The sequence below is a fragment of the Haloferax sp. YSSS75 genome, assembly GCF_046764215.1.
Lineage (GTDB): Archaea > Halobacteriota > Halobacteria > Halobacteriales > Haloferacaceae > Haloferax.
On record NZ_CP177207.1, the window covers coordinates 107,332 to 121,653 of the forward strand.

Consider the following 14,322-nt stretch of genomic DNA (forward strand, 5'->3'; position numbering starts at 1 on the left):
CCCTTCCTTACTTGTGGCAGGACGAGTGCGCGGACAACCGAATCGGGACCTTGATAATCGGTGCCAGACAGGAACCTGTATGGGACGGTTAGAGATTGTTCTGGATGTAATCTGCGACCAGCGTGACCGCTTTCCGCTGTTCGTCGCCATCGGCATCGTGATGGGACTTCTGCTCGGCTTTTCTCTGTTGTTTCTCGAACCGGGAACTGCCGCATATGCGATTGCGCTCGTCGACGTTGGCCTCGTGGCCGTCACCATCGTCGGATTTGGCGGTGGCTTCTGGCTTTGTACGAAGCGGTCGATGGACGAGTAGAGGGGGCGAGTTTGCCACACGGGTGCGAACGGACCGCTATTCAGCCTTCGAGGGATGCAGCTGTTTATAAGGCGAGTGCAGCAACGTTTTCGTCTGAATCGTCTTCGGGCAATTGTCTGAGTCTCGGCAGTATCGACTCGTCGCAGTTGAATCCGAACGTCTCGATGGCCCATGCCCCCTGACACTTCGCACGTCGTGACCGGTTCACTCGACGAGCGTATCGTCGTTGGCGACGACGCTTGAGTCTTCGTTGGCAACTGTCGAGAGTGTAGAGAGCCCCCACCGACGACGGCGGGGTTATCGTCGGACAGCATCGCTTAGAATAACGGGGTATAGTCGTTGAACTTCGTCGGTGCCGCTTGCGCAGGCAACGACGACGGTGACGAGTAGTTCTTGGGGAGCGTTCCAGTCTCGCTGTTCGCGGACGTAGTGTTCCTGTATCGATTGCTATTGACAAACCTTACAGGCTCGCTGTCGAACCAGTGGGCCTGTCGCGTCGAACGCTCTTTCCACCTCGCTCATCTCGACGTCGTCGGGCGTGAAACTCTCCAGACCTACATCCGCCAGTGATGGCTCTGTAACCTCGGGCATACAGTGGGGCACACGCCCGCTGGTTCACGAATAATCTATGTGTCCAAAGAACTACTACTCTGACTAAATATCGTGTTCATGATAGTAATTGGATTTCCCCAAACAGTCGTCACGCCCGTCTCCAGTTTACAGCGGTTTCAACCTAATACTTGAGTTTATAGACCTTTGGCCCATCTATTATTCAACTGAGTGTCACAAGATTCATTAAATTTAATCAAATTTGATAAATGGCTCCTCACTCACTAATTATTTTACAATAGTCACAATATACAAAACAAAACAAACACTTTTGTGGTTAATTACTCAAACCTTAGCACATTCTCGTATTTGTTTGACGGTGAATTCCTCTCGATTTATAGGAACTCATACTATACTCAAAATCTGTCATATAATTGTTCGAAATAGAAGCTCGACGTGACCCTATGCTGGTGAGTACCGCGGATACGAACTATCGACTGCCTGAGCGTCCTCTTCGAGCAGTGCGACGACTAGATAGTCGGCGTAGTCCGCGAAGTAGTCCACAAGCCGTGAGATTCGGTCAGCGTCTATCGCTTCGAGTGAGTCGAGTACCATGAACGGCACCGTCTCGTAGACATCGTGGATGAGGTATCCAGCGAGCGCAAACACGAGGCCAGTCACCTCACGCTCGGACTCTGAAAGGTGGGAAACAGAGTCTTCGTAGCTCACTCCCTCTTCGTTAGTCCGAATGACGTGCAGTTCGAAGACCGACTTGGTGACCTTCTTGCGACCCTCACGGACCCGTCGTTCCGTGCGTTCGATCCAGATTCGTTCGAGGTTATCGTACTCGAGCGCGTTGAGAACTTCGTCCATGTGAGTGTTGAACTCTTCGACAGCTTCTGACTCCAAACGCTCGATTCGTGTGCGGAGTTCTTTGAGTTCGCTATCGATTTGGTCACGGGTTGCCTCTAACTCGTCCCGCTCTTCGAGTTTTGCTTCGATAGATGCAATCTCGTCTTCGACGTCTTCGAGGTCGGAGCGAAGTCGCCCGAGGTCGTACTCCATCTGGTTAGCTTCGCGGTGAAGGTCGAGCAACTCACCGTGTTCTTCGCTCTCTAATTCGTCGACGGTCTGTTCGAGCGAGTCGATTTCGCCTTCGAGGTCGCTCCGGCGTGATTTCAGCTCCTCGATACGCGCTTGGCGAGTGTCCTGTTCGCTCTCGATTTCGGAGAGTCGTCGCTCGATACGGTCACGTTCACGCTGTCGCTGTTCGTACGTCGACTTCTCGTCTTGGAGCTCTGAAAGCTCCTGTTTGAACGACCTGCTCTCGTCGAGTTTATCCTCACGGAGGCTTCGGAGACGGTCGATGGTGGATTCGATATCGTCTTGGTCGACTTCAGACCCACAGGTCCAACAGACGACCTGCTGGTCAGCGACGAGTTGGTCGGTGACGCTGCCGTTCTCACTCGACTTTGACCCACGGAGTGCCTCGACAACGTCAGAGGACGTCCCGGAGAGCATCTCTTCGTTGAACTGAATCACCGACTGTAGTTCGTTGATAGTCGACTGTATCTCTTGTCGGCGCGTTCGAAGGCGACTGATTTTGGATTCGATTTCGCTCACCTGTCCGCCAGCGACGTCCGGGAGTTCTTCAGCATCCGCTTCCAACTCGTCCTGTTCGGACTCTAGAGCCTCGAGACTCTGCTTTTCGGTCTTAATTCGCCGGTCGACGTCGTCGATTTCGCCCCGCTTGTCTCGAAGCTCGCCGAGCTTCGATTCGAGTTTGCTTTCGGCTTCCTGACGGTCACTTACACTGGCGTCGTACTCCTCGACTTCACGCTCTTTTTCGGCGAGTTCTGTTTCTTTCTCGTCGATTTGGTCTTGGAGTTTCGTCCGGCGCTGTTCGAGCGTCGGAAGCTTCGCAGAGAGATTACTGAGGTTCGACAGTTCGTCGGAAATCTCACGCTTTCGTTGCTGGAGGCTGGTAATCTCCTCGTTGATAGACTCGACGTCGACCGGTCGCATAATCAGGTCTCGGAGGTCATCGTCGCTGGCGACTGCGCGACGAGCGTCGTTCGTTTCGAGCAGAAACGCAAAGAGGTCAGCAAGCTCCGTGTCGTCGAGAACCGGGTCTCCACCACTGATGATAGAGTCGCCTTGGCGCCTGAGCGTTCGAGTATACGTATCGTCACCGATAGTGAGTTCGACAAACCCTTCGTCTGCGTCACCTTTCAGTGCCACGTCGTCGCTTCCGTGCACGGCCATCATCGACCGGAGGAGCGAAGTCCTGTTCGTCGCATTTCGACCGGAAAGGACCGTTACACCCGGTTCGAACGACGTCGAGAGTTCGTCGATGCCACCGATGTTTTCTACCGACAAGTGGACGTCAGGTTTGGCCATCTGTTCTGAACTCATGTTTCCCTCAATCAACCACTGCACCATAAAACTACAGGGCTAATCGGGCTCAGAATTACAGCACTAGTGTTGTAATACATCACTCCGAATTCGGTTCACCATCACAGTCACATCCCCCTCGTTCGAGCAACTGGACGACTTCGTATTGCGTCCCGCAGTCTCTACAGAAGACCTGTGTATCGACGAGAACGTCGAAATCACCGAGTCGGAGTTTCTGTGTGTTCTGGAGAGAAGTGAGACTTCTCTCGATTACGGCTACCAACCGACCACGAAGCTTCTGGATAGACTGGATTACACTGTTGACACGGTCCGTGGATTTCGACTCTTTCGAAACACTCCGAACGTCCGTGAGATAGGTGTACACCGCTTGGTGTGAGACGAAATCTGAGAGTAGTTGGTCGACGTCTATGTTCTTCGATTCTAGGGTCGTTTTCGCCTGAACGCGCATCCCCTCAGTCGTATCGTCGTCAGTTAGCAGGGTGTACATATTCTCGACTTCTCCCTCGAGGACATCTACGTCAGCTTCATGAAATGCTGAATCGAGTACCTCTTGATTCATCAGGTCCGCCAACTCTCTGAGACTCTTACTGTCTTCGGGAGCAGTCCAGCGACGCGCCATGGTGTCACCAAACCCATCTAAACCGTACTCTTCTATCACCCGTTCGACTTTGCTCTGGCGCCGGTTCGAACCTCGATTGTCGGTCATTGTGGAACCCTTACACAGAGCACTAAAATATGTTTTGAGGTGCGGTCAGCCTCGGGCGTCGTCTGGGAGTGCTAGTGCCACCACTGGAGGGGGCTCGAGAAGGCCACTGCTGAACCGCTACCTCGACGGTGTGAGTCGCTTGGCTGTGGGAGATACTGTCCCACGGGACGTCACTGCTTGTTCTCCGAAATCGTGAGTAATGATACCATTTGAAAATGCTGTTCGCTCTGAACGAACGATTGGAATCTACTCGTTACTTCCCAGTGGCTTACTGCACGTGGCCCTCGGTCGATATCGACTGCAAGGTGGGCAGTCTGTTCCATCTCCCGTCGACACGTCTATTGGTTCAGATACTCTCTCGTCGCTCACTCTCAAAATCGTGAGATGAGGTGGTTTCGCTCCCGTAATTGGCGCGAAGACGAGACACAAGTGCCGACTGTCTCGGACACGAACCACCAGTCGCTGGAAATACACCCGATTGTAGTATGATATCCAACATATTTAGGGCAATTACGTTCCCCATGACGGAACTTTATATACTATGTCGGATATGGTAAACCATGACGAACGAGCGCCCCGAAGATGGGATTCGAAGTGTGGGTCGGACGTTCGATATCATCGAAACAATTCAGACCCTCGGAGGGGCGCGTCTCTCTGAGATTGCCGACGAACTCGACATTGCGAAGAGCACTGCGCATCGCCACGTAGCAACACTGTTACATCGGGAGTATCTCACCCGGGAGGGTGACGAGTTCCAGTTGAGCCTCAAGTTCCTCGATTTGGGTGAGTACTCCCGTGCGTGTCACGACGAGTATCACCTGGTCGAGCCGAAAGTCGACGAACTCGCAGCGCAGACCGAAGAGCGAGTCCAGTTCCTCGTTGAGGAACACGGTTACGGCGTCTACGTGTTCAGAAGCCGCGGGTCTCGCGCAGTCAGGACAGACCCCGGAATCGGAAAACGTGTACCACTCCACACGACTGCCGCAGGGAAAGCAATTCTCGCCAACTACCCCGAAGAGAGAGTCCGAGAGATTGTCGAACTTCGGGGACTCGACGCCGTAACTGACCACACTATCACACAGACCGACGCCCTCTACGAGGAACTCGAATCCATCCGTGAACGGGGCTACGCTGTAAACAACGAAGAGAACGTTGACCGACTCAGGGCGGTCGGTGTCCCGATACGAAAACAACCCGGAAACCGCGTTCTCGGTGCGCTGAGTGTCTCCGGTCCGACCCATCGGATGAAGTCTGAGTGGTTCAACGAGGAACTCCCGGAACTGTTGCTCGGAGTCGCAAACGAAATCGAACTCAACATCGCTCACGCCTAACGATGTCGTGAGCTGCTTTCTCACCATGGTGCGGCGAAAGGGCGACCACGGTGGCACGGGAGTGGCCGCACTCGCCTGCTGATTGGGACTACTGTGGGTGAGGGGGATACCTCTGGATAGTGATTCCTGTGGCTGGAATCGGCTTTGGGCAGTAGCTTGCTGTCCTCGGATTAGGACGGCGTTACGGTAGTAGCTCAACGAGATAATAAGTATTGTGCCAATTGACAACGAATGTCATATTGTTGGCAAGGTGACGCGGGCGTGTCTTGGCACGAGACAGTATCCCGAGAACTCCCCACACGGGAGAATACCGGTTTCTCATCCACACGGTGAGATTTCTGGGTGCCTGCGTATCCTCCCTTCGCTCGCGACCTCCTCCCACAGTTCCTTTCCCCCCGTTCCGCCACCCCCAGGTTTGGTCTGGTCAGGTTTAGTGTGGTCTGTTCGGCGTGAACGAACGAGTGGGCCTCCCCGTCGTGAAACCATTGTTTGGGCTTTTCGAGCAGTTTCGGATGGGTACTCGATGCTTCGAATCCGGGTGCGGATGCACTGCATAACGTTAACACGATGGCCGTGCCAGTGGAGGCATGCGACACAACCGAGAGAGCCCAGTTCTTCTATCGAGACAGGTCTCGTCGAGGACGCGGTAGTTGTGAAGCGGACGTTCTCCCGAGTCGTCGGCCCACTCGTCGTCGCGTGGTTCGCACTGAACCTGTATCGCGCCTCGCTTCCAGTGTTGTTACCCGAGTTTCGCCGTCTGTATGGCATCGAGTACGGGGATGCTGGTGTCGTGTTTGGACTTCTGTTCGCCGGACTCGCGCTCTCGCAGTTACCTTCGGGGCTTCTCGCCGACGCCGTCGGTGACGTTCGCGTAATGGGTACGAGCATCGTTGGAGCGTCGCTGACGCTCGCCCTCTTCGGTGCGACCCGCTCACTACTCGGTTTCGGGGTTCTGGCGTTCACCTTTGGAGTTTTCGTGGGTGGATTCCGGTCGGTGGCGATATCGGCCGTGACGAAGAAAGTGCCAGCAACCGAGTCCGGCAGTGCACTCGGTCTCATGGCTTCGGGCAATCCACTCGGCAATCTGGTCGGACCGGTCGTAACCGCAGCGGCCGTTCTCTCGCTCGGTGTCTCACAGACACCGCTCGCCCTTGGACTGGTTGGTGTCGTCCTCTCCGTCGGTGTCTGGTGGCTTCTCGCTACTGGCGCGGGACAGGACGGTGGACAGAACCCACAAGGTGTCGAACGTGGAGAGGCGACGTCGGCCATCGGCGAGACCAGAGGGAGACTTTCGCTCGTCGTTCGGACGCTCTCCACTCGACGGGCAATTCTCGTCGTCTTCGTCTCGCTCGCATTCTCTGCTGCGTGGCAGGGTGTCTTCACCTTCCTCCCCAGCTTCCTCGTAGAGACGAAGGGATTGGACCTCGGCAGGACGGGACTCATCACCGGGATTACGTTTGGCGTCGGGATACTCTTCAACGTCGGTGCCGGGAGACTCGCCGACAGAATCGGACACGAGCGGGTGATGTTCGGTGGCCTCGTCGTCAGTAGTTCCGGGTTATTGTTGCTTCCCTCTGCAGGTGAGATACTGAGCGTCGTCGCGATTTTGGTCGTGTTCAGTGCCGGACTCAGTTCGATTCCCCCCGCTCGAGACGCCTTCATCGGGAGTCTGGCGCCGGCGGCTGACCGCGGAAGCGTCGTCGGCGGCGTCCGGACGGTGTATATCCTCCTCGCGAGCGGGGTAACCGTCGTTACCGGTACTGTCATCGAATACGCTGGCTTCACGGCTGGATTCCGGTTCCTCGCCGTCCTCTTGCTTCTCGGTGTCACGGCGGGTTTCGGCCTCGTCCGCCAAAACGGAGCGGTGACTCAGGAACTGGTGAGTGATTGATGGACGGACCAGCTCGCTCCGTAGACGACGCCCGCGATCGGGTTCGACTGGGCTACCGCGGTATTCTCGTCCTCTGTTGGCTCCTCTACGTCTTCGTCGCCGCACTACAGGTAGCACCGGCGAGTATCCTCCCGCTCATCGGAGAGGCGCTCGGAGTCGGCCCCGCAGCAGCGAGTTGGGTGACGAGCGCTGTCTTCCTCTCGATGTTCTTGGCGGCGATTCCGGTCGGTATCTACATCGACAGAGTAGACATCAGACGGGTATTTCTCGTCAGTGGCCTCGTGGTCGCTATCGCTACTTTGTGGACGTGGTGGGCTGGCGTGACTGGTGATTATCTTGCGATTCTCTATTCTCGTGCGCTTGCGGGAGTCTCGATAATCGCCATCTGGACCGCTTGTGTCACCCTCGTCGGCAACCTCGCACCGCGAGCGCGTCAGGCGACGGCGATTACAGTGTTCGCGACGAGCGTCCCACTGGGGTTCGCCGTCGGCCAGTTTGGTGTCCCGCTGTTGGCGGATGGATTCGGGTGGGCTACGACGTTCCCGCTTCTGGGGACTGCCGTCGCTGTGGGGTCGGTCGGAATCTGGATGGCCGCTCCACCGACGGACAGTAGTCAGTCCACGTCTCCGACCATGCGCGATGTCGGGCACGTCCTCGTCCAACCGCGTGTCTGGGGTGTCGCCGTTCTCGGATTCCTCGCTATCTCGATGCTCTTCGTCGTCAACAACTGGATGCCGACTTTCCTCGCCGAGCGATACGCGCTGACCCTGGCGGCGAGTGGGGCGTTTACTGCGCTCTTTTCGACTGTCGGTGTCCTCTCGCGGGCATCGAGCGGATGGCTCTCGGACCACCTCCTCGACCAGCGACGGAAACCGCTCGTCGTCTTCTCGTTTCTCATCTCGACGCCACTCGTCGTCGGCCTCGTGTTTGCCGACTCTCTCGGTTTCACCGTGGTGTTGCTCGTCCTCGCCGGCTATCTCGGACAACTCGGCCACGTACTCCTCTTCGTCTACGTCAGGGAGCTCGTGACGCCCGAACTCGTCGCGACTGCACTCTCGGTGCTGAACGCAATCGGCTTTCTCGGTGCCTTCTCTGCGCCCATCCTCACTGGCGTCTTCATCGAGCGCACTGGCACGTTCGTGGCCGCGTTTGGATACGCGGGTCTGCTTGGCGTCGTCGCTGTCGCCGTCGCCCTCCTGGTTCCCGAATCTTCTGCTCCCCGTTCGTGAACAGGCCGTGGCGCAGAGTTATTATCACGGGGCGTGGTCTTACGGTTGCGATGTCTACTGAGCCACGAGCGGCGATAATCGGATACGGCGATGCGTACGCCGGATTCGAGGAGCCGAAACCACCGCTGACGCTGGCCGCTCGCGCAATCCGAGCAGCCGTCGAGGACGCTGGCCTCGAACCGGACGACGTCCGCGGCCAGGGACTACTCACTGCACGCCGACCAGCTGCCGACCACAGACCGCAGTGGAACAACATCCTCGGGAGCTATCTCAACCTGGCCCCCACGTACAGCACAGAGGTCACGATGCACAGTGCAGGGGCGATTTCGATGATAGAACACGCATCGACCGCGGTCCGAGACGGAGTCGTCGATTACGTCGTCTGCGCGGGTGCCGACGCCGCGGCGTCGCTCGGAGCGTACCCACATATCGCGTCTCGTGAGAGCAAGTACACCAACTACACCGAGTTCGCAGGAACGATGGACGTTCACCCGGAGTTCGAATACCCGTATGGAGTCATCATGCCTGCCGCGTTCGCAATGGGTGCGCGAAGACAGATGCACGAACTCGGACACACTGCAGAAGACTTCGCTCTCGCGAGCGTCATCTGTCGGGACTGGGGTGTCGACTTCCCGCACGCCACGCTCGGGCACAAGGGCCGTCTCTCGGTCGACGACGTTCTCGACTCCCCAATGATTGCGTCTCCCCTGCGACTGTTCAACATCATGCCGTTGGGGCCCGGTGGCTCCGGTGGGGCGTTCATCGTCACCTCGGTCGAACGGGCACGAGAACTCGGCGTCGAACCGGTCTACGTCTATGGCTACGGTTCCCGGTCGACACACGAATATCTGACACCGAGGGCGAACTCCCCGTACTGGCCCGAGCGTGGGAACCTCGTCGACAGCGGGATGGTCGATGCGGCAGAGCGAGCGTTCGCGATGACTGACCGCGACGTCGACGATATCGACCTCATCGAGACGGACGCGGGGACGAGTAACGCCGTCCCACTTCTCCTCGAACAACTCGGGTTCTGCGAATCCGGTGAGGGCGGACAGTTCATCCGCGATGGCCACCTCGACCCCGACGGTGGCGATATCGCGTTCAACACCGACGGTGGGGCCCTGACGGCGGGCCAAACCGGTGTGTCGCTCTACGTCGACCGAATAATCGAGTGCATTCGGCAACTCAGAGGAGAGGCGCTTGGCAGGCAAGCACCGGACGTCGAGACGGGACTCGTCTACGGACTCGGCGGACCGCTGTACGCGTGTAGCACCGTCGCGATACTGGGGAACACGAGTTAAGACCATGACCGAATACGATACCTACTACGACGTTGGACTCGGTGGCGGGCGCAACACGCTTACCGCGAAACGGTTCTGGGAGGCGTCGGCAGAAGAACGGTTCATCGTCCAGCAGTGTGGCGACTGTTCTGAACACATCTTCCCCCCACAGGACGTCTGCCCGTACTGCTGGGCGGATGCCCTCACGTGGACCGAGGTGTCTGGCGACGGCGTCGTCCACAGTTTCTCGACGGTGTACATCGACCTTCACGAAGCGTGGGCAGAGCGTGTTCCGTACACTGTCGCATTCGTTCGCCTCGCCGAGGGACCGTTGGTCGTCACGAATCTTGTCGATTGTGACCCCGACGAGGCAGAAATCGGGATGGACGTCGAAGTCGTGTTCGGGGAACTCCCCGGAGAAGACGGCGTCTTCCCACAATTCAGACCGGCGACGGGCGACTCGGAGTGACGCGCCGAACTCGCCGTGCCACAGAGTCGCCGCCGGGGACCCGACACAACACGTAAGCCCCGTCCCGGTGATACACCGGTACGAAGATGCCTACTCAACCCCTTGCAGACGTCTCTGTCGTAGAGCTCTCGACGATGATTGCTGGCCCCTACGCCGGGCAGATGCTCGGTGACCTCGGTGCCGACGTCGTCAAAATCGAACGGCCGGGTCGGGGCGAACTCGCCCGAGGGCTCGAACCGACGCTCGACGGTGAGAGCTTCTACTACCTGACCGCCAACCGGAACAAACGCAGTCTCGCACTCGACGTCACCTCCGACGAGGGCCACGAGATTTTCATGGACCTCGTCGAATCTGTCGACGTGGTCCTCGAGAACTTCCCGCCGAGCTTCACTGAGCGCTACGACATCGATTACGAGAACGTCCGCGAACGTAACGAGGACGTCATCTACTGCTCGATTTCGGCGTACGGCGAGACGGGACCTTACCGCACCGACCCGGGTATCGACACGACGATTCAGGCTCTCTCGGGTGCGATGTCGACGACGCGCGACGAGAACACACCGCCCATGCGGTCTGGTGTCCCGATGAACGACGTGTTCGCCTCGTTGTACGCCACACAGGGGATTCTGACGGCACTCTACTCACGCGAGCGAACCGGCGAAGGGGAGTTCATCGACGTCTCGATGCTCGATGCTGGCGTCGCTGGATTGACCACCCGAGCGACCTACAGTATGGTCTCTGGAGAACCGTACCCGCCGTTCGGCCGCCGACACAACTACTTCGCTCCTGAGGGTGTCTACGAGGTGGGAGACGGGGAAGTGCAACTATCGGTCGTCACGGACCGCCACTGGGAGTGGTTCTGTGAGGCCATCGACGCACCTGCGCTCCTCGCCGAGGAACGGTTCGAGACCACCAATAGCCGGGTTCGGCACAGCGACGCACTCGAAGAGGCACTCACTCGTGAGTTACGTGAGTGGAGCGCCGCCGAACTCGTCGAGACACTCCGCGAAGCGGGCGTTCCGGCAGCACCCATCAACGACACGTTGTCCGTCTGGGACCACCCACAGGTGCAAGCCCGTGAGATGCGGCGCACGCTCGACCACCCCACCGCGGGTGCCGTCGATGTCCTTGGGTTTCCGGTGAAGTACGGTTCTATCGACCAGCGTATCGACCGTCACCCACCTCTACTGGGCGAACACACCGAAGCGATACTCTCAGAACTCGGCTACGACACGGACGAAATCGCTCGACTCTCGGACGACGGGGCTGTCGATACGGGGACGTGATACTCAGTCACCTAACAGTCGGTCGGCGATGATTCGTTTCTGTATCTCGTTGGTCCCTTCGAAAATCTTCGTCAGGCGCGCGTCGCGCCAGTATCGTTCCACGTCGAAGTCTGTCGTGTACCCGTACCCGCCGTGTATCTGGATGGCCTCGCTCGTGACTTCCTCGGCGATATCACTCGCGAATAACTTCGCCATCGCGGCCTGTGCGTCGGCACGTTCTCCTGAATCGACCGCCTCGGCGACGAGTAATGTCAGTGCTCGTGCCGCCTCCGTCTTCGTCGCCATCTCGGCGAGCTTGAATCGGATGGCCTGAAACTCGGAGATTGGCTCGTCGAACTGGACTCGTTCACCGGCATACTTGATAGAATCGTCCAGTGCGACCTGTGCGAGTCCCACGGCGCGTGCTGCGGTGTGAACTCGGCCTTCCTCGAAGAACTCCATAATCTGGTAGAAGCCTTTCCCCTCTTCTTCCCCGACGAGTTTGTCGGCGTCGACGCGGACGTCGTCGAAGTTGACTTCCCACGTCTGCCACCCGTGGTAGCCAATCTTGTCGATAGGGTTCCCCGAGAGGCCGTCACGGTCGAACGTTCCCCGTGGTTTCTCGACGATGAATCCGGAGATTCCTCGGTAGGCCGGTTCTGCATCGGGGTCGGTCACCGCGTAGGTGAGGATGAAATCAGAGCCCTTGGCGAACGTCGTCCACGTCTTCTGTCCATTGAGGACGTACTCGTCGCCGTCACGTTCGGCACGTAACGACATGTTCGAAACGTCAGAACCGGCTTCCGGTTCGCTGATAGCAATCGACTTCAAGAGTTCGCCACTCGCCATCTTCGGGAGGTACTCCGCTTTCTGTGCGTCAGTCGCCCCGGCGAGACTCTGCCCTCGGGCGATGATACTCCCGACCGACAACCACCCTCGCGAGAGTTCCTCGGCGATGAGAGCGTACGCCTTCAAATCGAGGCCGAGACCACCATACTCCTCGTCGATGAGGATGCCGAAAAACCCCATCTCGCCCAACTTCTCGACGAGTTCGTCGGACATGTTCTGCTTCAGGTGGTCTCGTTCGTGCGCTTCTGGTCGGACTTCGTTCTCGACGAACCGCCGGGTCTCGTCGCGGAGCATTCGGTGTTCGGCAGAGAGAATCGCGTCTGCTATCTCTGTGCTTCGGTAACCCATGTATAGGAAGAAGCCTGAACGGAACTATGACTGTTGCGGTCGGTGAGGCGACAGTAAGCCAAAGTATCTTGTCGTCGGGCATCACACGTGTTACCGAATGACTCGTAAAAATACCCCGGTCATCGTCGGGGCTGGGACGACTGAACAGTTCGGTCAGTTCCCCGACCGTTCGATACTGGAACTGGCGACCGAGGCGTTGAAAAACGCGCTCGAAGACACGGGCATCGGCCGAGACGAACTGGACGGCCTCGTGACGAACATGGGGTCTCCGTTATCGAGACACTACGACCGTCTGTGTGAAGCACTCGCTCTGGACGTGGGATTCACAGCGCAGTACTGGGCACATGGTCGGTGGGTCGGGAGTGGACTCCAGCACGCCGCGATGGCAGTCGAAACTGGCGTCGCGGAGTACGTCGCCGTCGGCCTCGGACTCAAGTTCACTGCCGTCGACCAGATGGGCGGTGAAGAGAGTGTGAGTCTTTCGGAGATTGGTTCTATCGGAGAGCACTCAGAACGGCCGTGGTACGGGATGACTGCTCCCGTTGGCGGGAACGCGCTCGCGACTCGGTACTATATGGAGAAGTATGGGGCGACCAGCGAGGACCTCGCACACATCTCGAAGACGTTCCGCGAGCACGCGGCACTCGACCCACGGTCACATTTCTCGAAACCCATCGATATCGAAGACCACCAGGCTTCTCGATACATCGTCGACCCACTCCGATTGTTCGACTGTGCTCCACTCTCCGACGGTGGGGCGTATCTCATCGTCACGACGGCAGAGAACGCGGCATCTCTCCCCAACGACCCGGCGTACGTCGCGTCCATGGAAGGACTACACGCGGGACGGGAGAACCATCTGTTCGCCCGACCAGGGATGGGTATCCGCACCCAGCGAGAGTACGAATACGATGCGAGCGTGACTGACCCTGTCTTCGAACGGGCGGGCGTGACTCGGGACGACATCGACGCGCTGTACACGTACGACGCGTTCACACCGAACGTCTGGTACGCACTGGAACGATGGGGGTTCTGCGAACCCGGTACTGCCTTCGAGTTCGCTCGGGACGGCAACATCAGTCTCGATGGCGAACTTCCGATGAACACCCACGGTGGCCTGCTGTCGAACGGCCACATCTCCGCGTGGAACCACCTCGTCGAGATGTACAACCAACTCCGTGGTGAGGCTGACAAACGCCAGTTAACGAACGCCGACACCGTCCAGTTCGCCACGCCGTTTGGCGACTCGATTATCATGCGAAACGAAGAACCATGACACGCGACCGTATTCTCCCTCGAATCGACGACGACGACGAACCGTTCTGGAACGCTGCGAGAGACCACGAACTGCGCATGCAACAGTGCGACGAGTGCGGGTACATCCGCTGGCCACCCGGCCCAGTCTGCCCCGAATGCTGGGCAGAAGGGTACGAGTGGGTGCCACTCAGCGGGCAGGGCACGGTCAACACGTGGGTCGTGTTCCATCGTGTCTACTTCGAAGCATTCGCCGACGAGGTGCCGTACAACGTCGCAGAGATAGAACTCGACGAAGGCCCACGCTATCTAGCAAACGTGGTCGACTGCGAGAACGACGAACTCTACCGGGGGATGCCGGTGGAAGTCGTCTTCGAAGAGTACTCAGACGAGGTGACTGTCCCGAAGTTCAAGCCGGTGTAA

The 14,322-nt window shown here is 58.1% G+C and carries 12 protein-coding genes; 9 read left to right on the forward strand and 3 right to left on the reverse strand.

From position 1 onward, the window contains the following. Nucleotides 1-79 precede the first annotated feature (79 nt). Nucleotides 80-313, forward strand: a complete 234-nt coding sequence (locus tag ACK3R5_RS16535) for a hypothetical protein (protein ID WP_411965903.1) — start codon at nucleotides 80-82, stop codon at nucleotides 311-313. Nucleotides 314-1,324: 1,011 nt separating this feature from the next. Here ACK3R5_RS16535 and ACK3R5_RS16540 read toward each other — a convergent pair. Both ACK3R5_RS16540 and rdfA read right to left on the reverse strand, forming a co-directional pair. Beyond that, nucleotides 1,325-3,277 (reverse strand): archaea-specific SMC-related protein, encoded by a 1,953-nt coding sequence (locus ACK3R5_RS16540; protein ID WP_411968888.1) that lies wholly within the window; start codon nucleotides 3,275-3,277, stop codon nucleotides 1,325-1,327. A 79-nt stretch (nucleotides 3,278-3,356) separates the two neighbouring features. Continuing rightward, on the reverse strand, nucleotides 3,357-3,983 hold the full coding sequence (rdfA, locus tag ACK3R5_RS16545) for a rod-determining factor RdfA (protein ID WP_411968889.1): 627 nt from the start codon (nucleotides 3,981-3,983) through the stop codon (nucleotides 3,357-3,359). A gap of 560 nt (nucleotides 3,984-4,543) precedes the next feature. Between rdfA and ACK3R5_RS16550 the strand changes: the two genes are divergently transcribed. The 6 genes from ACK3R5_RS16550 (at nucleotide 4,544) to ACK3R5_RS16575 (ending at nucleotide 11,469) form a co-directional block, all read left to right on the forward strand. Beyond that, nucleotides 4,544-5,314: an IclR family transcriptional regulator gene (locus ACK3R5_RS16550; RefSeq protein ID WP_411965900.1), complete on the forward strand. Its 771-nt coding sequence runs from the start codon at nucleotides 4,544-4,546 to the stop codon at nucleotides 5,312-5,314. 652 nt (nucleotides 5,315-5,966) lie between these two features. After that, nucleotides 5,967-7,205 carry an MFS transporter gene (locus ACK3R5_RS16555; protein WP_411968890.1) on the forward strand — a complete coding sequence of 413 codons (1,239 nt, stop codon included), beginning with the start codon at nucleotides 5,967-5,969 and terminating at the stop codon, nucleotides 7,203-7,205. Further along, nucleotides 7,205-8,434: an MFS transporter gene (locus ACK3R5_RS16560; RefSeq protein ID WP_411968891.1), complete on the forward strand. Its 1,230-nt coding sequence runs from the start codon at nucleotides 7,205-7,207 to the stop codon at nucleotides 8,432-8,434. Before ACK3R5_RS16555 ends, ACK3R5_RS16560 begins: the two co-directional genes overlap by 1 nt. A gap of 50 nt (nucleotides 8,435-8,484) precedes the next feature. After that, complete coding sequence (locus ACK3R5_RS16565) at nucleotides 8,485-9,735, forward strand: thiolase family protein (protein WP_411968892.1); 1,251 nt, start codon at nucleotides 8,485-8,487, stop codon at nucleotides 9,733-9,735. Nucleotides 9,736-9,739: 4 nt separating this feature from the next. Next, a complete protein-coding gene (locus ACK3R5_RS16570; protein WP_411968893.1) occupies nucleotides 9,740-10,183 on the forward strand; it encodes a Zn-ribbon domain-containing OB-fold protein in 444 nt (147 codons plus the stop codon). An 86-nt stretch (nucleotides 10,184-10,269) separates the two neighbouring features. Continuing rightward, nucleotides 10,270-11,469, forward strand: coding sequence for a CaiB/BaiF CoA transferase family protein (locus tag ACK3R5_RS16575; RefSeq protein ID WP_411968894.1), 1,200 nt, complete (start codon nucleotides 10,270-10,272; stop codon nucleotides 11,467-11,469). A 3-nt stretch (nucleotides 11,470-11,472) separates the two neighbouring features. Here ACK3R5_RS16575 and ACK3R5_RS16580 read toward each other — a convergent pair whose 3' ends face one another. Further along, a complete protein-coding gene (locus ACK3R5_RS16580; RefSeq protein ID WP_411965894.1) occupies nucleotides 11,473-12,645 on the reverse strand; it encodes an acyl-CoA dehydrogenase family protein in 1,173 nt (390 codons plus the stop codon). A gap of 97 nt (nucleotides 12,646-12,742) precedes the next feature. Between ACK3R5_RS16580 and ACK3R5_RS16585 the strand changes: the two genes are divergently transcribed. Further along, the gene (locus ACK3R5_RS16585; RefSeq protein WP_411968895.1) at nucleotides 12,743-13,921 is read left to right on the forward strand and encodes a thiolase family protein; all 1,179 of its coding nucleotides are present in this window, start codon (nucleotides 12,743-12,745) and stop codon (nucleotides 13,919-13,921) included. Further along, nucleotides 13,918-14,322 carry a Zn-ribbon domain-containing OB-fold protein gene (locus ACK3R5_RS16590; protein WP_411965892.1) on the forward strand — a complete coding sequence of 135 codons (405 nt, stop codon included), beginning with the start codon at nucleotides 13,918-13,920 and terminating at the stop codon, nucleotides 14,320-14,322. Before ACK3R5_RS16585 ends, ACK3R5_RS16590 begins: the two co-directional genes overlap by 4 nt.

Bases quoted from the DNA above. Each gene is read 5' to 3' on its own strand.
- ACK3R5_RS16535 (WP_411965903.1), top strand. From the start codon at position 80: ATGGGACGGTTAGAGATTGTTCTGGATGTAATCTGCGACCAGCGTGAC.
- ACK3R5_RS16540 (WP_411968888.1), bottom strand. From the start codon at position 3,277: ATGAGTTCAGAACAGATGGCCAAACCTGACGTCCACTTGTCGGTAGAA.
- rdfA (WP_411968889.1), bottom strand. From the start codon at position 3,983: ATGACCGACAATCGAGGTTCGAACCGGCGCCAGAGCAAAGTCGAACGG.
- ACK3R5_RS16550 (WP_411965900.1), top strand. From the start codon at position 4,544: ATGACGAACGAGCGCCCCGAAGATGGGATTCGAAGTGTGGGTCGGACG.
- ACK3R5_RS16560 (WP_411968891.1), top strand. From the start codon at position 7,205: ATGGACGGACCAGCTCGCTCCGTAGACGACGCCCGCGATCGGGTTCGA.
- ACK3R5_RS16565 (WP_411968892.1), top strand. From the start codon at position 8,485: ATGTCTACTGAGCCACGAGCGGCGATAATCGGATACGGCGATGCGTAC.
- ACK3R5_RS16570 (WP_411968893.1), top strand. From the start codon at position 9,740: ATGACCGAATACGATACCTACTACGACGTTGGACTCGGTGGCGGGCGC.
- ACK3R5_RS16575 (WP_411968894.1), top strand. From the start codon at position 10,270: ATGCCTACTCAACCCCTTGCAGACGTCTCTGTCGTAGAGCTCTCGACG.
- ACK3R5_RS16580 (WP_411965894.1), bottom strand. From the start codon at position 12,645: ATGGGTTACCGAAGCACAGAGATAGCAGACGCGATTCTCTCTGCCGAA.
- ACK3R5_RS16585 (WP_411968895.1), top strand. From the start codon at position 12,743: ATGACTCGTAAAAATACCCCGGTCATCGTCGGGGCTGGGACGACTGAA.
- ACK3R5_RS16590 (WP_411965892.1), top strand. From the start codon at position 13,918: ATGACACGCGACCGTATTCTCCCTCGAATCGACGACGACGACGAACCG.